Annotated in this window: 21 protein-coding genes; 5 read left to right on the forward strand and 16 right to left on the reverse strand. The window is 53.2% G+C overall.

Annotation, left to right across the window (positions count from 1 at the left end):
• Window position 1: 1 nt before the first annotated feature.
• The 8 genes from ACR0LY_RS18780 to ACR0LY_RS18815 form a co-directional block, all read right to left on the reverse strand.
• Window positions 2-970, reverse strand: coding sequence for a type II secretion system F family protein (locus tag ACR0LY_RS18780; RefSeq protein ID WP_170351522.1), 969 nt, complete (start codon window positions 968-970; stop codon window positions 2-4).
• The gene (locus tag ACR0LY_RS18785) at window positions 967-2,358 is read right to left on the reverse strand and encodes a TadA family conjugal transfer-associated ATPase (protein WP_367647831.1); all 1,392 of its coding nucleotides are present in this window, start codon (window positions 2,356-2,358) and stop codon (window positions 967-969) included. The genes ACR0LY_RS18780 and ACR0LY_RS18785 overlap by 4 nt, the downstream gene beginning before the upstream one ends.
• A 12-nt stretch (window positions 2,359-2,370) precedes the next feature.
• Window positions 2,371-3,600: a CpaE/TadZ family protein gene (locus ACR0LY_RS18790; protein ID WP_170351521.1), complete on the reverse strand. Its 1,230-nt coding sequence runs from the start codon at window positions 3,598-3,600 to the stop codon at window positions 2,371-2,373.
• Entirely contained in the window at window positions 3,597-4,244 is a 648-nt protein-coding gene (locus tag ACR0LY_RS18795) for a TadE/TadG family type IV pilus assembly protein (RefSeq protein ID WP_170351519.1), read from the reverse strand. The genes ACR0LY_RS18790 and ACR0LY_RS18795 overlap by 4 nt, the downstream gene beginning before the upstream one ends.
• Complete coding sequence (locus ACR0LY_RS18800; protein ID WP_170351517.1) at window positions 4,241-4,738, reverse strand: TadE/TadG family type IV pilus assembly protein; 498 nt, start codon at window positions 4,736-4,738, stop codon at window positions 4,241-4,243. The genes ACR0LY_RS18795 and ACR0LY_RS18800 overlap by 4 nt, the downstream gene beginning before the upstream one ends.
• 14 nt (window positions 4,739-4,752) lie before the next feature.
• Complete coding sequence (locus ACR0LY_RS18805; RefSeq protein WP_170351516.1) at window positions 4,753-6,288, reverse strand: TadE/TadG family type IV pilus assembly protein; 1,536 nt, start codon at window positions 6,286-6,288, stop codon at window positions 4,753-4,755.
• Window positions 6,289-6,297: 9 nt separating this feature from the next.
• Window positions 6,298-7,257 (reverse strand): Flp pilus assembly protein CpaB, encoded by a 960-nt coding sequence (gene cpaB / locus ACR0LY_RS18810; RefSeq protein ID WP_170351514.1) that lies wholly within the window; start codon window positions 7,255-7,257, stop codon window positions 6,298-6,300.
• A gap of 143 nt (window positions 7,258-7,400) precedes the next feature.
• The gene (locus ACR0LY_RS18815; RefSeq protein ID WP_145975006.1) at window positions 7,401-7,577 is read right to left on the reverse strand and encodes a Flp family type IVb pilin; all 177 of its coding nucleotides are present in this window, start codon (window positions 7,575-7,577) and stop codon (window positions 7,401-7,403) included.
• 527 nt (window positions 7,578-8,104) lie between these two features.
• Between ACR0LY_RS18815 and ACR0LY_RS18820 the strand changes: the two genes are divergently transcribed.
• The gene (locus ACR0LY_RS18820) at window positions 8,105-8,947 is read left to right on the forward strand and encodes a helix-turn-helix transcriptional regulator (RefSeq protein ID WP_170351512.1); all 843 of its coding nucleotides are present in this window, start codon (window positions 8,105-8,107) and stop codon (window positions 8,945-8,947) included.
• A gap of 696 nt (window positions 8,948-9,643) precedes the next feature.
• On the opposite strand, the gene ACR0LY_RS18825 is transcribed toward ACR0LY_RS18820, so the two are convergent.
• A complete protein-coding gene (locus ACR0LY_RS18825) occupies window positions 9,644-10,873 on the reverse strand; it encodes a hypothetical protein (RefSeq protein ID WP_170351495.1) in 1,230 nt (409 codons plus the stop codon).
• 206 nt (window positions 10,874-11,079) lie between these two features.
• Here ACR0LY_RS18825 and ACR0LY_RS18830 point away from each other — a divergent pair, with 206 nt between their 5' ends.
• The 3 genes from ACR0LY_RS18830 to ACR0LY_RS18840 are packed head-to-tail and all read left to right on the forward strand — an operon-like array spanning window position 11,080 to window position 13,764.
• The gene (locus tag ACR0LY_RS18830; RefSeq protein WP_217360551.1) at window positions 11,080-11,733 is read left to right on the forward strand and encodes a PepSY domain-containing protein; all 654 of its coding nucleotides are present in this window, start codon (window positions 11,080-11,082) and stop codon (window positions 11,731-11,733) included.
• Window positions 11,734-11,770: 37 nt separating this feature from the next.
• The gene (locus ACR0LY_RS18835; RefSeq protein ID WP_170351510.1) at window positions 11,771-12,430 is read left to right on the forward strand and encodes a response regulator; all 660 of its coding nucleotides are present in this window, start codon (window positions 11,771-11,773) and stop codon (window positions 12,428-12,430) included.
• On the forward strand, window positions 12,430-13,764 hold the full coding sequence (locus ACR0LY_RS18840; RefSeq protein WP_170351508.1) for a sensor histidine kinase: 1,335 nt from the start codon (window positions 12,430-12,432) through the stop codon (window positions 13,762-13,764). Before ACR0LY_RS18835 ends, ACR0LY_RS18840 begins: the two co-directional genes overlap by 1 nt.
• A gap of 150 nt (window positions 13,765-13,914) precedes the next feature.
• Here ACR0LY_RS18840 and ACR0LY_RS18845 read toward each other — a convergent pair whose 3' ends face one another.
• The 6 genes from ACR0LY_RS18845 to ACR0LY_RS18870 form a co-directional block, all read right to left on the reverse strand.
• The gene (locus tag ACR0LY_RS18845; protein ID WP_170351506.1) at window positions 13,915-14,349 is read right to left on the reverse strand and encodes a hypothetical protein; all 435 of its coding nucleotides are present in this window, start codon (window positions 14,347-14,349) and stop codon (window positions 13,915-13,917) included.
• Between the two features lie 4 nt (window positions 14,350-14,353).
• Window positions 14,354-16,753: a trimethylamine N-oxide demethylase gene (locus ACR0LY_RS18850; RefSeq protein WP_170351504.1), complete on the reverse strand. Its 2,400-nt coding sequence runs from the start codon at window positions 16,751-16,753 to the stop codon at window positions 14,354-14,356.
• On the reverse strand, window positions 16,750-17,103 hold the full coding sequence (locus ACR0LY_RS18855) for a cupin domain-containing protein (RefSeq protein ID WP_170351502.1): 354 nt from the start codon (window positions 17,101-17,103) through the stop codon (window positions 16,750-16,752). The genes ACR0LY_RS18850 and ACR0LY_RS18855 overlap by 4 nt, the downstream gene beginning before the upstream one ends.
• A gap of 19 nt (window positions 17,104-17,122) precedes the next feature.
• Window positions 17,123-19,105 (reverse strand): ABC transporter permease, encoded by a 1,983-nt coding sequence (locus tag ACR0LY_RS18860; RefSeq protein ID WP_170351501.1) that lies wholly within the window; start codon window positions 19,103-19,105, stop codon window positions 17,123-17,125.
• Window positions 19,105-20,133, reverse strand: a complete 1,029-nt coding sequence (locus ACR0LY_RS18865; RefSeq protein ID WP_170351499.1) for a quaternary amine ABC transporter ATP-binding protein — start codon at window positions 20,131-20,133, stop codon at window positions 19,105-19,107. Before ACR0LY_RS18865 ends, ACR0LY_RS18860 begins: the two co-directional genes overlap by 1 nt.
• An 84-nt stretch (window positions 20,134-20,217) precedes the next feature.
• Complete coding sequence (locus ACR0LY_RS18870) at window positions 20,218-21,168, reverse strand: ABC transporter substrate-binding protein (protein ID WP_170351497.1); 951 nt, start codon at window positions 21,166-21,168, stop codon at window positions 20,218-20,220.
• Between the two features lie 192 nt (window positions 21,169-21,360).
• Here ACR0LY_RS18870 and ACR0LY_RS18875 point away from each other — a divergent pair, with 192 nt between their 5' ends.
• A complete protein-coding gene (locus tag ACR0LY_RS18875) occupies window positions 21,361-22,341 on the forward strand; it encodes a LysR substrate-binding domain-containing protein (protein ID WP_226689128.1) in 981 nt (326 codons plus the stop codon).
• 74 nt (window positions 22,342-22,415) lie between these two features.
• On the opposite strand, the gene ACR0LY_RS18880 is transcribed toward ACR0LY_RS18875, so the two are convergent.
• Window positions 22,416-22,598 (reverse strand): hypothetical protein (locus tag ACR0LY_RS18880; protein WP_480567460.1); only part of this gene is annotated, 183 nt, incomplete at its 5' end.

The raw sequence follows: 22,598 nt of genomic DNA on the forward strand, positions 1-22,598 counted from the left end.
TTCAGAATTTGAATTTGACGAGCCGCTTCAGGATAAGCCCTTGGGCAATCGTCAGGCCGACTATCGCACTCGCAAAATATGGGAACAGCGGATCGTTTCGAACATCGCCGTAGAACGAAGGTGTGGACATCTCGATTGAGAAGTAGATGAACACCGGCAAGACTGTGAGAATTAGACTGCTAAGACGCCCTTCGGCAGAGATGGCCTTGATCTTTTTTTGCATGGTTTGCCGGTCACGGATGACCTGGGACAGAATGCTTAGGACACGGGCAAGGTTGCCGCCGGTGCCGTGCTGAATACCGATGCTGACGGCAAGATAGTTCGCATCCTCTGTTCCGACACGTTTTGCAAAATCCTGAAACGCGGTTGCCACGTCGTCGCCATAGTTAATCTGGTCCTGAATTATGCCAAACTCACTACCTATCGGGTCCGGAAGATCTGTCGCCACGTTCCCGACAGTTACAGCCACTGGGTGCCCGACTTTCAGGCCACGGGCCATAAGGTCCAATGCATCCGGTAACTGTTTCGTAAGTTTTTTGGCCCGGGTATCCTTCATGGCGATCAGTGCCAGCAGCGGCAGAACGCCAGCCAGAAGGACGCTCAGAGCTGCGGCAATTTCCGGGGCAAGGAACCGAGATATTGCGATGAAGGCCGCCACGGCCAGACAGGTGGCTGCAAGGACCACCCAGATCGGGTTGATCGTCAGCCCGGCCTGGACAAGCAGACGACGAAAACGGGCGATCACACTGGGTTTTTCGCCAGGAGTGGTCATCGCAGGGTCACGTAGCAATTGCAGAACCTGATCGGTTGAGGCGCCCCCCTGGATTAGCTTCATGCGCCGATTTCTGGCCTCGCTGAGGGATTCCTTGCGCAGGAAAAGCTGCTGTAATCCTTCGTAAGCAAGAAGAATTCCTAGGAAAATCGAAATGTAGAACAGAATGTTCAGGGTGTTCGGTTGCAGGTCAATCATGACGACATAGCCCCACGAATAAACATGTTGGTGTCTACGTCGATCCCTGCGGCAACCAACTGATCGAAGCACTTTGGACGAATGCCGGTAGGCAAGAACTCTCCCAGTACCTGTCCGTCTTCCGACTTGCCGCGACGTTTGAAAACAAAGATATCCTGCATTGTGATCGTGTCATCTTCCATGCCGGTAATCTCGGAAATGCTGACGACTCTGCGGGTGCCGTCGCTAAGGCGGCTGAGTTGGAGTACGATCTGAATGGCCGAAGCTATCTGCGACCGGATGGTTCTGATCGGCAAGTCAGCGCCAAGCATTGTCACCATCTGCTCGACCCGGCTTAGTGAATCACGCGCCGAGTTTGCGTGAACGGTGGTCATAGACCCGTCATGGCCCGTATTCATGGCTTGAAGCATGTCAAAACATTCTGATCCACGAACTTCTCCAACGATGATGCGGTCAGGCCGCATCCTTAGGGCATTGCGAACCAGATCACGTTGGGTGATTACACCTTGCCCTTCAGCATTTGGAGGGCGGGTTTCAAGACGTACAACATGGCTTTGCTGAAGCTGAAGTTCGGCAGCGTCTTCGATGGTAACGATACGCTGTTTGCCATCGATAAACGACGACACAGCGTTCAGCATGGTTGTTTTACCCGTGCCGGTACCGCCTGAGATGAGGATATTCAACCTTGCTTCGACAAGTGCCTCAAGGAGTTTGGCTGCCTGATCATTCATGCTGTTCTGATCAACAAGCTTTTTTATTGTCAGAGGGTTGCGGGAGAACTTGCGAATTGACAAAGCTGGTCCATCGACGGAACACGGCCGAATAATTGCGTTAACGCGGCTGCCGTCTTCCAAACGCGCATCAACCCAGGGCTGAGACTCATCGATACGCCGACCAACTTTGCTGACGATCTTGTCGATAATCCGTAGCAAGTGACGTTCATCGCGGAAGCGAACAGTAGAAAGCTCCAGAAGACCAAAGCGTTCGACGTACACCTGATCAAAAGAGTTTACGAGAATATCGTTGATAGTCGGGTCTTCCAGCAACGGTTCCAATGGCCCCAGGCCCATGACTTCGTGGATAAGCTCATCAACCAGCGCAGTGAAAGCCTCAGACCGCATGTGCAGGTTTTCAGCCTCGATCAGGCCGGTTACCAAAGATGCGATCTGGCGTTTCAATTCCGATCGTTCAACCTTATCGATGACCGAAAGATTGAGCCGGTCCAGAAGCTCACCATGCAAGCGGCTTTTGAGTTCCAGATGCGCCTGCAGGTCGACGTCCACTGGGTCAGGAGTCGCCTTGGATTTGGTGGGCATGTCAATGGGTCGATCCAGTGTCAGCACATTCGACTTGGAAGCAACCTTGCGTGATCTAAATTCGTTGAACACGTTGATCTCCTTTTACGCTTTCTTCGTTGCCACGGGCTGAGTTTCAGCCGAGACCGCAGCGGCCAATTTTGCCAAGGCTTTTCCAAGGTCCGATTGCGGCTTCATGTCCACAATCGGCCGTCCAAGATCTACGGAATTTCTGGCAACTTTCGAATTGTCGGGTAGCCAGTGTTTCAGGCTTGTTTTCAATACCTTCTCGGCTTCGCGGACATGCGAAGGCTTGATCAAAGTGTTCCGCTCTCTGTTGACCACGAACTCCACCGGAAGGCCGACGTTTGCCTCGCGGTAGAAATCAATCAACCGCCGCGCCTGGCGTACGCAGGGGACAGTAGTATCGGTAACCAAAGCCAATTTGGTGGCCCGTTTGAAAATAGGTTCAACCCATTCAACAACGGCGCAGGGAAGGTCGATGATTATATAATCATAGCGCTGTTGCAGAAGGTCCAGCATCCCTTCGATCAGATCAGGCCGCATCGATTGCAGGGGCACCATCGGGGTAGGCGCGCACAGAACGTCAACGCCAAGCCCATGCTCTTGCAGGATCGAAGACAAAAGGTGATCATCAGGAATTTCAGAATTTTCAATTAGCTGAAGGAATCCGCCGTTGTCCTCGATGTCCAGAAAGACATTCGAGTTTCCGAACTGAAGGTCAAAATCCAAAAGGGCTACTCGATTTTTTGCGGACTTCCTGAAGAAAGATCCCCGCCCGCCGACAAGCGAGCACGCGAGGTTGACAGCAACTGTTGAAGCCCCGATTCCACCGCGCGCCTTTGCGACTGGTATCACCTTGCCCAACGCCGAAGAACCGTCTGAAATAGTGGTTTGCGAAACCGCACGCGCATTTAGTTTTTCACTAACTGCGGCTTTCAAACCTTCGCCATCAATTGACAGCGGCAAAACCTCATCAATACCGATCTTGTACAACTCGCGCGCTTTGGTGATCGACAGATCATTCTGAGTAAGCGCAACAAACAAGGTATCATCGTCGCGATGCGCCAGCACGGCCTCGATAGCGCGGAGCTCTCCTGTGTCATCAGGGTCGATTTCAAAGATTACCAGATCGTGCTTGAATGCAAGATCGAGGGCAGTTCCATTCAACATCTGAAACGATGCCCCGTTCCTGGTGACTTTATTTTCCTCATTTACGGGAAAGACATCCGCAACCAGCTGCGCGATCTCTTCGTTTTCCGAAACAAGCATAATTGCCTGTGATTTGGGTGTGAAAACACTCTGATCTCTCATCCTGACTCTCCTAATGCAAGGTCTTCAGCAGGCAGCGAGACGCTGAAGTTTGAGTAACCGACTGTCGAAGGTATTGTGCTGTTAGTTGCGCCTGCGGCGTTTGCCAGCGCGGCCAACGGTGACACGAATTGAAAATCGTTAAGGTTCAATTCGACTGAGACCATGGGTGTATACGGGCCACCCAGGAAACCCAGATTGGGATTGAAGTCATAATGAAACTGTAAGTTGTCTATTGTGGCATCCGGGGGCAAAAGCGGGCTAATCCGGGTCCAGATTTCCGAGGCCGTAGCATTGGTTGCGACACCCGAACACGAAGGGGTTTGAGGATCCGCACAAACCCCGGCCGAGGCACTGCAGGACGTACCAAATCTCGGTGACGAAGTAGATGTGCCTCGCTGATGCGTCGTGGGCACTCCGGGGCACGCAGGCGGTCGTACGACTGCAATGCGCGCAGCAAGTTGCGAGGCTTTTTGAGCATTCGCAACGCTATAGGACATGCGGCCGAAATCCAGTAGCGCCATGAAGAGAAACAGAAACAGGGAGACGACAATGGCGAACTCTACAAGAACGCCGCCGCCTTGATCCTGAAGAACTTTCTGCCCTCGGCGAAGCAAGCGCGTGTGGATATGAAGCTGACCTTTCATTGTCCGAAAATCCGTGAAGTGTCAGAGACATCCGTCGTCACGGACGATAGTCCGCTGCCAAAGAGGGACAGGATGCTGCCCATCGGAAACTGGATAGTGATGTTTGCGCTGACCGTGCCTACTGGGGCTGGGTTGACCCTATAGGTTCCAGACACACAGGACAGGCTGGGTGTCACCGAATTGACCGTTATGCTGGGTGGAAACAGGCTATTGGCATTTTTGTCGTCCTCGACGATGCCTTTCAATGTTGTAGTAAGCCCTGCAACAGAACCGCCAGAGGTGCAGATATCTGCCGGAGTGACTCTGGACAGATAGCGACTGGCGTCGCGGACGCCTGCAATAACCGATTGGTATGACCACATCATGCGTGCGGATTCCAACGTAACGGCCAATAGTAGAAGCATGATTGGCATGACCAGGCCAAATTCCACAAGGATCGCGCCATCATCTTTTTTTGCAAAGCGTTTGAGGGATTCTGCGAGGCGAGTTTTCATGATTCTGCGTCCCATCACCGATACAGTTGCACTAGGTCGCGAAAGATACCGCCGAACCCATTGCCGCCGCTGCCGACGCCTGAAACGTCAGGAAAGCCGACAATCTCGCCATGGATGTCAAAACTCGGCGGTGAACTACCGTCATCCCCCACCGGTTCGGTCAGGAAGACGGCAACAAATTTTGTGACCGGAACGCCTGTGGTCGAGCCGGAAACCGGGTTTTGAGCGCAATCAATGCCTGCTGCGGTCACGACGCGACGCGCTGGGTTAGTCGACATTTGGTTCGAACACATCGGGCGACCGGTTTCGGCAAGCGAAGGGTCCAGGATCGAGTTTGCGTTCGGTGGTGAATGTGGGTTGCTGTTGCCGTACTCGATTTCCCGCAGATACATTCCGTATCTTGTGCCAGCGAACACGCTATCCGTTACGCTAAGAGCCGGGAGGTGAGCATCGCTGCCAATTCCGTCTGCGATACCATCTGCAAGGTCATGGTTCCGGTTAAGATACCCTTGGCGATCCCAGACACCGTCTCCGAACCGGTTGTTACCACCGCACGTACCTGCTGCCATGCAAGTGTCGCGACCAAGTGCGATCGTATCAGGCGTGACTTCTTCGTTACCCTGAATGCAGGAACCACCACCCTTTTTCTGTATCCCTTTGATGACGTTTGGAGCCGGTGCAAAGTCCGGATTGTTTTTCTCACCGTTAAGTACGCTACGGAAAATATCAAAGCGGACATTGAACGCCGCATTGGTGATTCCGACCTTCTGGCCAGGTTCGGTATCCAAACCATTGGTGAGGACGCATTGCGTGATCTGGCTTTGCGCCGCGATGAGGCAGGCGAGTTTGTTCCCGCCTTCATCCGCACATACGCCGGAGGCATCTTCAAATGTTGCTAGGTCGATAAACCCGAAGTTGCCCGGTCCCCAGGCGGTTCCGTTGCCACCGCTGCGCAGTAAGATTTGATCACCAACGGTCAGGGTATTTTCCCAGTTCGGCGGCAGACAGAACATCAAAGGTGAGATATCGCAGGCTGCCTTGGAGTAACCAGCGACAGCCTCGGCCGAAACGCTGGCCGATATGCCGCTTCCGCCAAGCATCCGGTCCAAAGCCGAAGCAAGGTTCATGCTAAGGGATTTGGGCGTTAGCACGACCTGCGCAAACTTGGCTTCTCTTGGGTTGGTCGTGACATCTGCGCCTAACGGCGTGAGGTCCGAAACCGGCAGTGCGGAATGAAACGAAAGCGTATAATCCGATGAACCCGAAAGCGTGGCGGACCCATTGGCAAATGTCTGGCTGTCGTTGATCAGATTGGCCGCTGCATTGGTTGCGCGGGTGATGGCGTCGGGTTGTCCGTCCAACTCTCCGGCTGCTGCCAGGGCTACGTGGTCCGCGAAGGACTGAAGCTCTGCATGGGTCGAGTTCATTCGGCCTACATCCAGCGTGATTGCAAAGAACCCGAGAAACGCGACAAATGCTGTGCCCCAAAGGATGGCGACCGTGCCGCGTTCGTCCCTGGCAAAGAATGATATGTTGGCTTTCAAATGCATGGCGCAGACTTACTGTGCAGAGTTCTGGCTAACTTCGATCGAGCGGGCCTTTGGCTTGACCTCTGGGCTGACAGTTGTCGGCGTAGACGGGGCATCCGTCTGATTGCTGGATTCCGTCTGGGGACCCGTCTCGGTTTCTGTCGCTTCGTCGGCTCCGCGGGAGTTCCTCTGGATCACGACAACTTCGGATTCCGTGCCGCGATTCAATCTAACTGTCGGTTGTGCATCGACTTTTTCAACCGGGCCTTCTTCTTGCAGAAGATCGCGCAGGCGAACCATTTCCATTGGCTCATCCTCGACACCGTCCAGCGTTCTAAGGGTAAGGCTCAGGGTGCCGGCCTTTTGGGCCAAAGCCAGGCGCTGACCTTGCTGAGGGGTCACTTCTACTGTGATCGTACGGGCAATTTCGGGCTGATCACTCAGTTCTTCGGATTGCTGATCGACGCCAATCACTCGGATATTCTGCAAAATAGTAACGGCGCGCAAATCCATTTTCGCACCTTGTGTCAAAACGATGTCTACCCAATCACCCGGAGTGACAAATCCGCCGACCGCGGTAACGGCATCGACTTCGATTGCCATGGCGCGTGTGTTTTCCCCCAGCTTTTGGACCAGCGTGACCTTTTCGCCAAAATTCGAAACTTTCGAAAGAAGCATGACTTCACCGGGATAGAACCGCCCCTTAGCGCGACGCATCTGTTGGCGATTATCCGGAACAAGTACGCCTAACTCGGTGAAAACCCCGGCAGGTAGCGCTTCGCGTGGCCAGAGATGAGTTGTGACGTGATGACTTTCTATTGTTTGACCAAATGCGATTTCTGAGCGCGCAACGTAGATCTCAACGAGATCGGCGTTCGTCGTAGCACTGGGTGCAGTCGTGTTAAATTGGATGTAATCCTTCGCCAGGAACACAGAGCCTGAAGCAATCGCAATTCCGAATAATGTGGTAATAACTGGTCTGATACGCATCTCTGTCTCCAAAAGTTACGCTCAAAAATTTCGAAATGTCAGTGATTAGGTTTCGAAAATCCCGGCGGTGTATTCTGCGCCGCTACACGGATGGGACGGCGCAGAATGTTGTTGTGGTTTGCAAATCGCAAGGAACCAATGGTTCAGCAGGTTGCGCTACCCAGAGCTGCGCAAGCACCCGTTACGTTCGTGTTAGTGGTGGTTCCAAGATACGAGAACGCACCAACCGCAATTGACGCGACAACCAAAAGGGCAAGGCCATATTCAACAATTGCCGCGCCGCTTTCTTCTTTGACAAACTTCTTCATAAATTTGGTCATGTTTCCCCCGAAAGGTTAAATTGAAATCCACGCTACGTTTGTCGCAGCGCAAGCCAGGCATTTCGCATTGGCTCTGAAATAACGGTAGCGGTGATAAAAACTTCCGCCTTCCGCGAAAAATAGGAAAAATACACGTATTAGGCGAGACAATTACCATTGAGGCTTCTTAAGGGAGATTAAAATAAATACTGCATTAACAAGCCTTTAATCTTCAATCGAATCAGTCAGTCTGGAAACAATGCGGCGATTCGAAGTGCAACTGTGGCTGGAAAGCTCAATAATACTCGTCGCTAAATCTTTTCTTTGAGGCATCCAAGTGTCGGGAGTTTATTTTTCGGTATCTAGGTTTTATGTTATAATTACAGATAGTTATGCAAATATTGGAAGCTGCTCACTCTTTTTTGCCCCATAGGCATGGTCTTAAAATCAGTTGCTGGGCCCATGAACCCCGAACAAGTTTGTAATTGCGGTGGGGCCGCGGCAGAAAGTTCTGCCTCGCAACGTTTGTTGTATTGGTTAGTAGGGTAATGAGTATCAGTTTCTCCAAGAGCGCCCAGGCGCAAAATAGTTTCAACTTTGTTATGGAATGGACGCATGCTTTAACGGGCAAAAACTCCATTCCACAGGTTTTATATAAGCTAATAAAGTTGGTTAATGCGGATGCCGCATTAATTGCACGTACACTTAAGGTGGAACGAAAAGTAAAATATATTGCCCGGTGTTGCAGCGAGGAAGGAAAGGTTTGGCCCTCTCAACCTCAAACTCTGGTGGAACGGGTTCTGGGTGAAAGTTTTCTGACGGCACGGGTGGGCTCAATTTGGACGTTGTCAGACGCGTTGGTTGCGGGCAACACAGCAACGCTTTGTCATTTTGAGGGCAATTTAAAGGCGTTGGGCGAGGTGATCGTGGTTCCGCTTGATACAACCGGCGGGCATGTGGATCACATCGAGCTGCATTTCAGGCATGAACCTGCCCAATATGAGCTGGACCTACTAGCCATGTTGGCGCCGACACTGGCGTCAGGTTGGTGCAAGCGAACGCCTGGTTCAATCTCCTCGTATCTGGAGAAGGGTCGCAATCATAATCTGAAAGAAGTTTCGGATACCGAGCATGTTCCAATCCTGGGCCCTCAAAATCCAGCAGGGCTCAGCCGGTGCGAGTTTCGGGTTTGCGCTATGCTGAAGGAAGGAATGACAGTTAAAAAGGTTTCAGAAGCCCTGACTGTCTGCCCAACGACTGTTCGTTCGCACCTAAGCTCGGTATTTTCGAAGACGGGTGCCTCTAATCAAGTCGAACTGTTGCACTTGTTAAATCGAAAAATTCAAGCAGGCCGCAGGCCCAGAGACGCTGAAACAGCTAACTTCGGTTGACAGCAATGGAATGCCAGTTCTGCAACGCGCCTCGTTAGCCATAAAACCGAGCAAGACACCCTTTGGTCTGATCGACGGCTAAGCTATGGCACAAAGCCAAGCATGGCTGATGTTATTCGAATAATATTTAGAGCAACCCAAATTTATAGTTTGGTTACAAGCGGCGAAGAGCAATTCAACACATTGTTTACGTTCCGGCGACAACTTTAACCAAAGGTGAACAATGTGTTCTCGTGGTGTTCAACAGGCATCGCGCATACTCCTTCCACCGAGCCGAGACAGTTATGGGTACTTGGCTCCCTGGAAGGGGAACTGCATGATTAAGTCTGCCACTGAAAGCGCTATGGATCAGGTTCCTGTACACTTGGAACCACCACGTTCTACCGCGCGCAAACACTTGTCTAACAGCACGAAATCCAGAAGCGGGCGTTTCCCGCCTGTCGAAATTGCTCTGAAAGCTATCGCAAGGAATGAGCAGCTTGAAAGAGCAAGAAGGACGTCTGACCCTACATCTTGACGTCCGCAGTTTTCGCGGGAAACGTCCTACCCGGGAAAACACAAATGCAAAAGCCCGCTCCAATCCGAGCGGGCTTTTTTGCTGTGTTAAGCTAAGGTTCAGAATTAAGGTACTTTTTCTGGTTCATGTTAGACGAATGCAAGGCAAAAGCGTCGCCCGGAGTCTCGTTGGCAGAATACTTAGCCGTTGCTAACAAGTTCTTCCACTTGTTCTCCCTCAGGCGTCTGACCGTCATCGACCGGATCTGTATTGGCTTCATCCTCATCGTGATCGTCGTCATCATACTTGTCTTCGTCATACGAACTGCCAAGCGCGGTTTTGACGGCTTCCTCGTCAGGATTAGAGGCTCGTACAGCGTCGAGAACATTGTCCTGCTGTTGCGTTGCGATGGCGTCATCTTCTGAAAACCCGCCCTTGTGGTGATCCAAAAGGTTGTCTTCTGCCTGATGCACGGCTTCTGCGGCCGCCAACTGATCTTCCGTAGGTCGATCAATCGGATTACCATCTTCATCCGTGGTTAAGTCGTGCGCATCTTTAACGGCTTGCGCGTCTTCCAAAGCTTCAGGGTCAGTTGTCCCAGGGTTGGCTTCCTCATTGGCGAGGATATCCTCAGCTTCCTCCAATGACAGAGGGGCTTCGTCCAAGTAATCTAGCGCTGCGTTGATTTCTTTCACGTCTTTGGGGCTTAACGTGTTGTCTTCACCCATGATGTGATTGAATTCGGTGTCCGCAACGGCAAGGCCCGCTGCAAGGCTGACCGGTCCGGTACCTTTCTTATACTGACCGTTTGCAATATGCGCGAGCTTTGCTTTGGGGCTGGAGTTAATGGCGCCGTTTAGCTTGCCGAGATTGCGCGATTCAAGCGCAAGCGTACTATCTTCCAGAATCGTTGCTTTTCTGCTTGGCGGGCGCAGGGACCGCTTGACCGAAGTAGTCTTTGTTTGTTTTGCGGTGGTTACTGGCTTGCTACCTTTGAACAGGCCACCAATTCCCTTCCTTTGCGTTTTTTTTGCAGTTTGCTTTTTATTACCGCCAAGCAAGCCTTTCAGAGAGAATTGACCCTTCTTAGAAGACCTCGAATTGACCCCTGCGGAGCCTTTTGACTTGTGACCAGATTTTCCGGCCGCTTTGCTTGCTCCGTTCGTGGATGCGGCTGACCCGTTACCCTTGTTTTTATCTTTGCCGCTACTCGCACTGTTGCCATGGCCTTTACCACCGCTGTTGCCCTTGTCGCCCCCATTTCCATTGCCGCCATTGCCACCACCATTACCGTTGCCACCGCCGTTTCCTTTGCCTTGCTTGGCATAGGCGGCATCAGGGAACGTGAATGCGCCAACAATTGCCGTGGATCCCAGCAAGGCGATTGCGATTGCAGAGGCTTTCATTAGGCCGGTCGTATTGATCTTCATGACGGTCCTCGTTTGTTGAATGCGAATTTCCGCACACGATGCAATGCGTAGAAACATGACAGCACGAGTGCGCGTGTCGGAATCGGGAACTAACTGACAAATTTAAGCCTATTATCGTTGAACCTGCGACGAACCGACCGTTCATCGCCAGTTCATCTTAAAATCTGTAGAATTGAGGCGCGATTACGCGATATTGAGTACTGAGGATGAGAAAGCTTTTTATCATCGCTTGTCTGTTCGCCTTTCTCCAGGTTGGGGAAGGGCATGCTGCTGTGCGCGAACTAAAGCAATCCGAATTGCGCAAAGTGACAACGACGGGCAGCACCATCAGGTTAAAGAGGGTTCTAAAAGGCGTTGAAAAAGTCTTTGGTGGAACGCCGGTCGATGCGCGCGCGTTCCAGACTGACAAGGTCTACTATCGGATCCTCGTAAAGAAACCCAATGGGAAGATCATAAGTGTTATTGTGAATGCTCAAACCGGTGTCGTTGTGCCCAATCGTTCTAATATCGGACGCCAGATTTCAAACGCAGCCAAGTCCACATCAGGCAATTCTGCCAAATCCAACACACAAAGCCAGACCAGCAGTAAGGGCAATCAGAGCAACAATAGTGGCGGCAACGGTAACGGCAATTCCGGTGGCAACGGTAATGGCAACTCCGGTGGCAACGGTAATGGCAACTCCGGTGGCAACGGTAACGGCAACTCCGGTGGCAACGGTAACGGTAACTCCGGTGGCAACGGTAACGGCAACTCCGGCGGTAACGGTAACGGCAACTCCGGCGGCAACGGTAACGGCAACTCCGGTGGCAACGGTAACGGCAACTCCGGTGGCAACGGTAATGGTGGTGGCAAAAAATAGTGGTTAAAATTTCGGTCGCAGGCCTATAGATAAAAGTATGAGAGTATTACTCGCAGAAGACGAACCGCACCTTTGCGAACAGATCAAAAAGCTGCTGAATGCTGAAGGCCGCGTGGTCGATATTGTCCACAACGGAGTTGATGCTCAGCATCTGGGAACTACCGAACCATATGACATGATCATCCTCGATCTCGGGCTTCCGGAACGAGATGGCATCTCGGTTTTGCGCGACTGGCGCAGCGCGGGTATAAAAACTCCGGTTCTGATCCTGACGGCACGCGATGGTTGGAGCGAACGGGTCGACGGATTGGATGCCGGTGCAGATGATTACATGACCAAACCATTCCATTTGCCCGAGCTGGCCGCGCGTGTCCGCGCCATCTTGCGCCGTCAGAGTGGGCAGCTGAATCCTGTTATCGAGATGGGCAATGTCGTTCTTGATACACGCAATGGGCGGGTGACTGTTGATGGCGTTCCGATCGACTTAACAGCCCAGGAGATAGCCGTTCTTACTTACCTGGCCCACAACGCCGGTCGCCTGATCCCCAGATCCGAACTTTCGGAACATATCTACGAATATAACGGTGACCGAGATTCGAATACCATTGCGGTTTTCATAAACCGGCTGCGCAACAAATTGGGACCTGACCTGATAACAACGGTCCGGGGTCGCGGATATATGATCGATTCAGTTTGATGTTGTCGCTGCGTCAACGGGCACTGCTTGGAGGGATTGCATCTGGGGCATTGTCCGTTGGCGTGGGCACTCTGGCTGTTTTTTCGTTTATCGATGCCCGAATTTCAAACAGGTTCGACGCTACGCTTCGAGATCGCCACACCCAGCTTGTCGTTGGGTTGAGCGTTACGACACAAGACCCGGATGCCCTGCGTGATCTCATGTTTGATCCGGCATACAGCGCGCCATATTCCGGCAGATACTGGCAGGTTACCACCGGCAACGGCGAGGTTTACACGTCGGCATCTTTGTTTGACGAAACAATCGCTGAACCACCTGACATCTCTGAAGATGCAACCCTTTGGAACACTTCCGGCCCCGAGGGGGAAGCGTTGCGCAGCGCATACCAAAAAATTTCTTTCGAAGATGGAACTGTCTGGGGAATTAGTGTCGCGGAAAGCCAGGCGCAGTTGGTCAATGAAAGACGGGCGGCACAGCGTAGTCTTCTACCGGTGTTTGGTTTGGTTGGCTTGATCGGTGTTGCAAGTTCATTGATGCTGATGTCCGCAATCCTGGGTCCTCTTCGTAAATTGCGTGCGGATGTCGCCCATCGTTGGGACACGGATGACAATCTGGCACCCACGGATTACCCGGACGAAGTGGCCCCTTTGGTCGATGATCTGAATCAGCTTTTGCATCGCAATCGGGACATTGTATCCGGCTCACGCAGGCAAGCCGCTGATCTGGCACATGCTCTGAAAACGCCAGCCACTATTCTGAGAAATGAACTACAGGCTATGTCACAGGCCGGTGTCGACACAGGTATCGCTGACGAAGCTTTAGATCGGATCGACTCTCAACTCGGTCGGTCACTCGCGCGAATCCGGGCTCTAAACACGGCTGAGTTGACCCATTCGCGTACGGACGTTTCACACTCAGTCGAACGTCTCGCACGGTTGTTTACTACGATCGCTGAGAGAGAGGATAAAATACTGGAAGTCAAAAGCGATCCTGAGCTTTGGGTGCGCATGGATACGCAGGATATCGAAGAGGTTCTTGGGAACTTACTGGATAACGCAGTCAAATGGTGTCGTGGCAAAGTAAAACTGACCGCAAAACGTCACGAAGACTGTGTCGAGATCTGTATCGAAGATGACGGCCCAGGTATCCCAGAGGACGCAATACGCGAAGCGCTACGCTCTGGTGGACGGCTTGACACTTCGGTAAGAGGCAGCGGGCTGGGGCTGGCAATCGCGGTTGATCTTCTCAAGGCATACGGTGCGCACTTCGACCTGGGAAAATCTGCCGCGTTAGGAGGATTAAGTGGTCGGGTGGTTATCCCAACCAAGTCTTAAGCGGCGACGGCTGAGAGAATGAGTGGCACAATGCGTGGATTTCTGAGCAGCCTCATCTGACTGGTCCAGTTTGATTGTTAGTGCATTGTTGGCCTCTGACCCATTGGGATGATGGTTTCCGTGGCTGGTGGGCGATGTACACCGACTGCATCAATTGTGATGTTCGAGACTCAAAAACACCAATGTACGATTGATTTGGCCCTTATCTTTTTGGGCAACGCGAATAAAGCCTTCTGAAGTGAAAAGCTCCCTCAGCACGTAACTATCAGGGTGGTTGACTGATCCGTCGTCTTGCGTCCAAGTTCCCTCTTTGCAAAGTGTTACTTCAGTCCAGAGGTCGTTAAACGCGCGAATGGCTTCAGAGTCCCGGAATGGAAACTCCCATCGGCATGAAACGCCTTGGACATTGTCCAGGCCGACAAACGTTTTGCACATCGCTCCATTCGGTGAAACGCCCGTGGTATTATAGTTTTCAAGCGCGGAAACCCGGTCACATTTGTCCGCGAAGCCAGTTGTTGGTGAAGTTGCGATGACAAGCTCCAGAAAACAAACGGCCACAACTTTGGCCGTTTGTTTGGCAGTCAAGTTTTCATTCGGCCGCATCCGGGACATTTTTACTGGGGTAAACACCTTTCACGCGCTCTTTAGTTGGATCAAAATGCGGGAACGGAACAATTTTTGCCTTAAGGCGCTTTTGCTGCCCATCCAGTTGACCGATCTCAATGTCGTGCCCCTCCAGCGCATGGGTTGATGCAACACGCCCAAGGGCGATGACCTTGCCTAAGATGGGTGACTTCATCGCGCTGGTGATTTCGCCGACCTGCGCTTTTCCGACACGTACACAATCGCCCGGAGAAGGCACTGTTCCACCTTCTATATCAAACCCGACCAGCTTGCGGTGAGGGTGAGCCTTGCGTTCCTCAATTGCGCTGCGCCCGATGAAATCATCGGTCTTAGATTTCAATGGGACGGTAAAACCGACCCCGGCCTCGAACGGATCGGTCTGGTCGTCAAATTCGGACCCGGCAAAGATCAAGCCGCCTTCGATCCGCAACATGTCGAGGGCGGCAAGACCAAGCGGGGCAATTCCATAATCCTGACCAACTTCCCATACACGGTCGAAAATCTCGACAGCATCATTGGGGTGGCAGAATATTTCATATCCCAACTCGCCGGAATATCCGGTTCGGGAAATCACGACCGAGGTTCCGCGCACATCCCCGACCCGGGCCACGGTAAGCCGGAACCAAGGCAATTCTTCAATTGTTGGCTGCTGGGGTGGCGTCCAGAATATCTGCGAGAGGATGTCGCGGCTGTGCCGCCCCTGTACCGCGATATTGTGCAACTGATCTGTAGAGTTTCGCACCCAGACATTCATATTGCGCTTGCGCGCTTGTTCCTGCAGCCACAAACCACTGGTGTCGTTGCCGCCGATCCATCGGAAGTTGGTCTCTCCCAGCCGATAGACAGTGCCATCGTCGATCATGCCGCCATGTTCATAGCACATTGCCGTATAGACAACTTGACCGACGCTCAGCTTCTTCATGTTGCGGGTCACGCAAAGCTGCATCAGCTCTTCGGCATCCGGGCCAACAACCTCGTATTTGCGAAGTGGGCTCAGATCCATTACGGCGACTTTGTCCCGACAGGCCCAATATTCTGCGATCGCGCCATGATTGGTCATCGTATTGGGCAGCCAATACCCGTTGTATTCGACAAAATCACGGGTATGACGTGCAAAGCAGTCGTGAAATGCTGTTTTCTTGGTTTCTTCCACATCCGCCTCCGCAGATTTTCTGTAGCCGTAGGACCGTTTGAAATCTTCGGTCGCTCTGTAAGTTCGCACCTGAATGTCGGTTGGATTCCAACCATTGGCCGGGTCAATGTCGCAGGGGCAGCCGGTACTGACGCAGACAAGATCTGTCAGCGCGCGCAGCAGCACGAAATCTCCGGGTCGCGACCACGGATCATCCATGCCGATGGCATTGTCATCATCCAGCATCGTGTTGAAAAAGAAGTTGATCGCAGGCCAACCTGCGCGGGGCCGGATGCCATACTGGTCCAGATCTTTGTTGATATTTTCCGAGCAATTGACATGGCCAGGATAGCCCAAGTCTTCATAATACCGAGCTGTGCAGGCCAGCCCGAACGTGTCGTGGCGGCCGCACGTATCCTGCACGATCTCGACCAGGGGTTCTTGATCCACCGACCAGTACTTTGAGAATATGCCTGGTTGCGGATACAAACTGCCCATCAGGCTACGTGTCGTGGTGGGATCAATCTCGCGTTCGATCCCCTGATCCAGTGCACGTCGGCTGAACGCCTGAAAGTCTGAACATTCGCGGCCCCTGACATCCACGATCTGGATGAACTCCCCGGCTTTGACCTCATAAGATTTGGCATTGCCAGGCTGAATGTTGATATCCTTGAGTGGGTCGGCCAGAGGATCGGGCGGGCCCACGTTGGGTTTTTCCAAGCCAGGAGCGGCACGTTGAATGTACAGGATAATGTCGGTCGGCGGGTTGTTGTCTTCGGGTCGCATCGCTTCGCCGGGAGCAGAGACGATCAGAAGACCGTCGCATTCCGCCACAAAATGCGCCATGTCGCCGGGCCGTGATCCATCCGAGAAAGCCCGGATCGCATCCCCGCGTCCGATATCGAAACCTGCAACCTCTAACGCGCGTAGCACTTTCTTGCCCGAAACCGAGCCATTCGCCAGAGTCGCAATCAGCCCCTCTGGTCGACCGTGCCCCTGCGCGCCAAGCATGGCAGCGTCCGAGCTTCGATCGGGGGCAAAGAACACCATCTCGGCGGGTTGCATCCCATCGCGATCCAGCAATGTGATCGTGTCGCCTTTGGACACCGAAACCGCCCGCGACCCTGCGCCAGGGACGGGATGACGTTCCGTTCCATGCGGTAGAATCGGAAGACCGGGGGCCAGAACCCCGCTACGTTCGTAAGGCACTTCGAAAACCGGTTTCACATTCATAATGCACCTTCCTGAATGGACTCGGTTGCACCGCGGTGCGTGACCACCAAAAGGCATCCCGCCTCGGTGCGCGAAAAATGGCTGGAACCGGCGGCCAAACTGACGAAGTCACCGCTGCGATAGCTGAAACCGTCGTGATCAGTCAGATCGCCTTCGAGGACAAAGAACTCTTCCGCACCATGATGAATATGCGGATTCGAGCGCGTTCCCGGGGCCATCTTCATCAGATAACTCCCTTGCCCGGTGACTTCGTCAAAGCTGACATTCTTCCACCAGACCTGTTCGTCGAGCAGACCGTCCATGTGCATTCTAACAAAGCCGGTATCGTCGAACCGGGCGACAGTACGCATGTTTTGCTGTTGTGCCATCTTAATCGAGCCCCAGTCGCTTTTTACGCTGTTCCGCCCAGCTGCTGATCGCCATGTCAAAGGTCAGCGCCATCAGCGACACGTTCAGGCCGAGGACAAAGTTTTTGCCCAACTCGGTTCCGGCCAGCGTTCGCTGAAGTTCTTGCCCAAGGTCCTGCGTGCCGATAAAGGCTGCGATGATGACCATGAAAAAGGCGAACATGATGGCCTGATTGAACCCGACCGCCATAGTTGGCAGAGCCAGTGGGAACTGTACCGACATCAGCTTTTGGCGACGGGTTGAGCCGGACATGTCGGCGGCTTCGGTCATTTCCGGCGGGACGCTGCTGAGGCCAATAATAGTGTACCGGATCAGCGGTACGGCGGCGAAGATCAGGATCGAGAACACAACCGCCACGTCATTGACACCGAACAACATGATCGCTGGGATAAGATAAATAAAGCTGGGGAAGGTCTGCGCGGTGTCGCAGGCCAGAAGGATGCTTTTCGACCAGCGTTCGGACCGGGCAGCGATTACGCCCAGCGGTATTCCGATCAGTGTGGCCAGCGCAACAGCCGAGATAACTGTATACAGAGTGATCACCGACCGGTCCCACCAACCCGAGAATGCGACGATGGTAAAAAACACTGCCGCATAGATACCTGGGCGGCGTCCGCCGACCCAATAGGCAAAGGCAACGACTATTAGGATGAAGGCGGGGGTCGGGATCGCCAGCAGCGTGTCCCGGAACGGGATCAGAACCTTGACGTTCAGGAACCAGCGCAACCATTCAGTTGTTCCCTTGATGGCGTCGATCGCCAGGAACGACTTGATCACCACGTCAATTTCCTTGCCTTGGCTCAGGTGCTGTTTGCGGCCAACTTCAGCCAGGATCGGGAATACCTGCGATAGCAGGATAAACCCGATGAACAGACCCAGTGCGACCAGCGAGATTTGATGCCGCTTCCACCAGGGCGTGTTGCGTTCAAAGTGAACTGGTTGCTTGACCACCCAGGCCTTGGACATCCGGTCCAAAGTCACGGCCAAAAGGACGATAGTGATGCCAATCTCGAAGGATCGTCCGAGCTTGAAACTTCCCATCATCGCCAACAGTTTAGCGCCAAGACCCGGCATTCCGATAAAGGCGGTCAGAACGACCATTGCCAGACACAGCATGATCACCTGATTGACGCCAACCAGAATTTCGGTGCGCGCTGCCGGAATGTATACATGGCGCAGCATCTGCCAGCGAGTACAGCCGGACATCTGACCCGCTTCGATCACTTCGGGGCTAACCTTCTTGAGCCCCAGCGTTGTCATCAGGATCATCGGCGGGATTGCGAACGTAATCGTTGCAACGGCCCCGGCGGTTGGACCCACCTTGAAGAAAATCACCGCAGGCAGCAGGTAGGTAAAGAAGGGCAGGGTTTGCAATATGGACAGGATGGGCTTCAGGACCCGCTCGAACCAACCGTATTTCCATGCGGCAATACCCAAAGCCAGCCCCAGCAGGAACGCCAGGGGTGCTGCAACCACGATCACCGACATTGTTTGCATGGCGATCTTCCACTGGCCGATTGCTGCGGTCCAGATAAAGGTGCCCGCGCCCAAAGCGGCCAACTTCCATCCACCGACAGCATAACCCACAACCGCGGCAACGGCGGCAATCGCAGACCATGGGATCGGTCCCAGATAGGGCCAGCGACGCTTGCCTTCCAAAAGGTTGGCCGATGTATCCAGCAGGAATTCAAGCGGACCTTCCGCGATGAAGCGGGTGACGTATATCAGGCCCAGGTCATTCTGGATGAAGTTGAAGATCGCATCCAGAACTTGTGCGGTGGGCGGGATCGCCGCTTCGGGGATGCGGTTCAGCCATTCAGGCAGAATACCAGCGGCTTTGGCAAGGATCAGTGCAAACGCCACTGCAAGCAGCGCGGTAAGTACCCGTGTACGTCCCCACGGCTTGTCCGAAGTCTCCGTCAGATCAGTGGACAGCGTCGCCATTATTCGGCTCCGAGCAGAACATTCAGAGCGGTGTCGCGTTCCAGGACACCGGTGATAACGCCTTTGTCATCTGCAACCGGCAAAAGGATGCGGTTGTCATTGACCAGAACTCGCGCAAGTTCGTGGATCGTTGCGCCACCATTGATCGGAGCTCCTTCCAAGGCGTGCCCGTTGACCGGTTTCGCCAGCCCTTTCGCATGCACCACGCGGGCTTTGTCGATGTCCTCGGTAAATTTCGCCACATATTCAGTGGCAGGATTCATGACGATTTGATCGGGTGTGTCACACTGTTCAACCGCGCCATTGCGCATGATCGCGATCCGATCTGCCAAACGCAGCGCTTCGTCAAAATCATGAGTAATAAAGACGATGGTTTTACCCAGCATCTCTTGAAGCCGTAGGAATTCATCCTGCATTTCACGCCGGATCAAAGGGTCAAGGGCGGAGAACGGTTCATCCAGGAACCAAATATCCGGCTCAATCGCCAGGGACCGGGCGATGCCGACCCGTTGCTGTTGCCCGCCGCTGAGTTCACGCGGGAAATATTCTTCACGACCCTCAAGGCCCACCAGCTTGATTACTTCCAATGCGCGTTCTCGTCGGTCATGGCGATCCTGACCGCGCATTTCCAGCGGGAAGGCCACGTTATCCAGAACCGTACGATGCGGCAGCAGACCGAAGGACTGGAACACCATGCCCATCTTGTTGCGTCGCAACTCGATCAGGTCGCGCTCGCTCAGGCTCATGATGTTCTGACCGTCAACCTCAATCGTGCCGCCGGTAATGTCATGAAGACGTGAAAAGCACCGTACCAAAGTAGACTTACCTGATCCGGACAGCCCCATGATGACCAGCATTTCACCCCGGCCAACTTCAATCGAGACGTCTTTGACCCCGGCGATGTAACCGTCCGCACGTATCTCGTCGAAACTGCGACCCGCGGGCATAGATTTCAGATAGGTCTCAGGAGAGGCTCCAAACAGTTTCCAGACGTTTTTGGCTGAGATGACGGGCGCTGTGGCGGACATGGCTGCCTTCTTTCTTGTTAGGCGCGGCCTCGCTTCACCGAGATCAGCAAGGCCGCGCCAGTTTCGTCGCGAATGACCGGTTTATCAACTGCAGGCGCTGATCCAGGGGTCAACAACAGCGCGGTTAGCGTCCAGCCATTCGGCTGCCGCCTCTTCCGGTTCCAGCTCGTCTGTATCGACCAGCTTGGCCATTTCCGCGATTTGCGGGTTGGTGAACGAAATTTCAGTCAATACGCAGTAGGCAGCCGGCCACTTATCTTTCATGCCATCCCACGCGGCTTTTTTCAGGTAACCGCTGGCTGGGTTTCCGCAATCATACAACGCATCGGGATTCGGACCTTTGGATGGATCTTTGTCGCAACCATCTTCCCAGGCCGGAAATTCAACAAACTCACCGGGCCAGACAGCTTCGGCAAAGTTGGGTGTCCAGTTGAAGACCAGAACAGGTTTCTTATCCGCCTCTGCCGCTCCGATCTCGGCCCAAAGGGCTGCAGCCGAACCCGCATTGATAACCGTAAAATTCAAATCAAGCGCTTCGGCACGTTCCTTACCGTGCTTCAACCAGTCGACGGGTCCATCCAGATACCGGCCTTTGTCCCCGGTTTCCGCTGTTGCGAAAAGATGCGCGCAGTCGTTTAAAGCTTGCCAATCAGGCAGGCCGGGGCAGGATTCCTTAGTCCACATCGGATACCACCAATCCTCGCGCGTGACTGCATCATGATCGCCTGCATCATGCAGACCACCCTTTTCCAGCGCGGCGCGGAAGGATGCGCCAAATGCACCTTCCCAGACTTCCATCTCAAGTGTGACATCGCCCAAGCGTACCGACTCGTAGACCGCCTGACTGTCTGTTGTGACGTATTCGACGTTGTCACCGATCTCTTCGAGTAGTTGACCTGTAACGTAAGACATCACGATCTGACTGGACCAGTTGTGAATTGGAATGACGATCGGATCGCTGCTGTCTTCGGCGAACGCTCCGGTGCCCGCTACCGCTGCCAAGGTTGCAGCAGAAAATAGGTTTGTGAGTTTCATGTTTGCTCCCTGAGTGACGTACATTTCTTATCTGCGGACTCTTCCGGCCCCGAATTTTCTCATTCTGCCTAAGTTTTCACGAGACGCAGAACAGAAATTTGAGAGGCATTGCCTATAAATTCTTGAGGCAAATCTGACTTTTTACTATTTTAACAGTCAGTTGCCTGATCGGTTTCCAGTCGAAACGGGCAAATGTTTTTGATTGCGATCATCTTCAGATTGGGAAACCGCCTTCAGATGCCAAAGAAAGCGCCAATTACCGGGAAAGTCCTTCCACCGCTCGATTACCTTTTGGCATTTGAAGCGGCTGCGAAGGCGCAGAGTTTTGCGCAGGCCAGCAAGGTGCTCAACATTTCGGAAACGGCAATCAGCCGCAAGGTGCGACTGCTGGAGCAGCATTATGATGTTCCGCTGTTTGTCAGAGGTCATCGCTCGGTTTCGCTGACGCAGCAAGGTGCGATTTTGTTGGCAACTGTGGAAAAGTCGCTGGACCTGATGCGGGATGTTAGCCGTGACATGCTGGCTAAACATCAGGCCAACACAGTCTCGATCTCTGCGACCAACTCGGTTGCGTCACTCTGGTTGATGCCACAGCTAAGAAAATTCAACAAATCTAATGATCGCATTCGTATTTCGTTGGTGTCTTCCGACAGTGATGCAGAGTGCCTGTCAGATTCGATGGATTTGACGATATTGCGCGGGGATGGGGAATGGCCTGGATATGATGCTCAGCTGTTATTTGGGGAAACTGTTTTTCCGGTCTGCAGCCCGGAGTATCTCAATAGTAATCCGACGGTGACAGATTTAACTGCTTTGCCAGAGTTGGATCTGATTGAGGTGACAAGTAGTCACGCGGAATGGATGACATGGCACACGTGGTTCAACGGCAATGATATTTCGACCTCATTGATGGAACGCGCTGTGGCCTTCAACACCTATCCTCTCTCTATACAAGCTGCAGTCGATGGATTGGGGGTCGCATTGGGTTGGGCCCATCTTGTCGACCCACTGCTTGAAAGCGGCGCGTTGGTCAGACCAATTCAGGACGTCTCGGTGCGAACACAGTCTGGGTATTATCTTCTTAAAAGCCCAACGCAAAAAGCATTCCCGGAATTACGCATCGTTGAGGATTGGTTGTTGGGGCTTAGCGCGGTGCGCAAACGGTACGCGTGATCCGTGACCCCATTGGGTAACAAATGCCCTTTCGGTCATGTCCTCGTATTTCCAAGGTTGACCCAAGGGAAAAATTATTTACCGTAAAGAAAGTATTCGATTCCTCCCCGGTCGCAGATGCGGACGGGTTTGAGTTCGTTAAACCTACTTTGCACGGAGCCCAGCACCCAATGAGCTACAAATCCGACATCGAAATCGCCCGTGAGGCGAACAAGAAGCCGATTCAGGAAATCGGTGCGAAAATTGGCATCTCCAGT

This window comes from Ruegeria sp. BC5 (genome assembly GCF_056539205.1).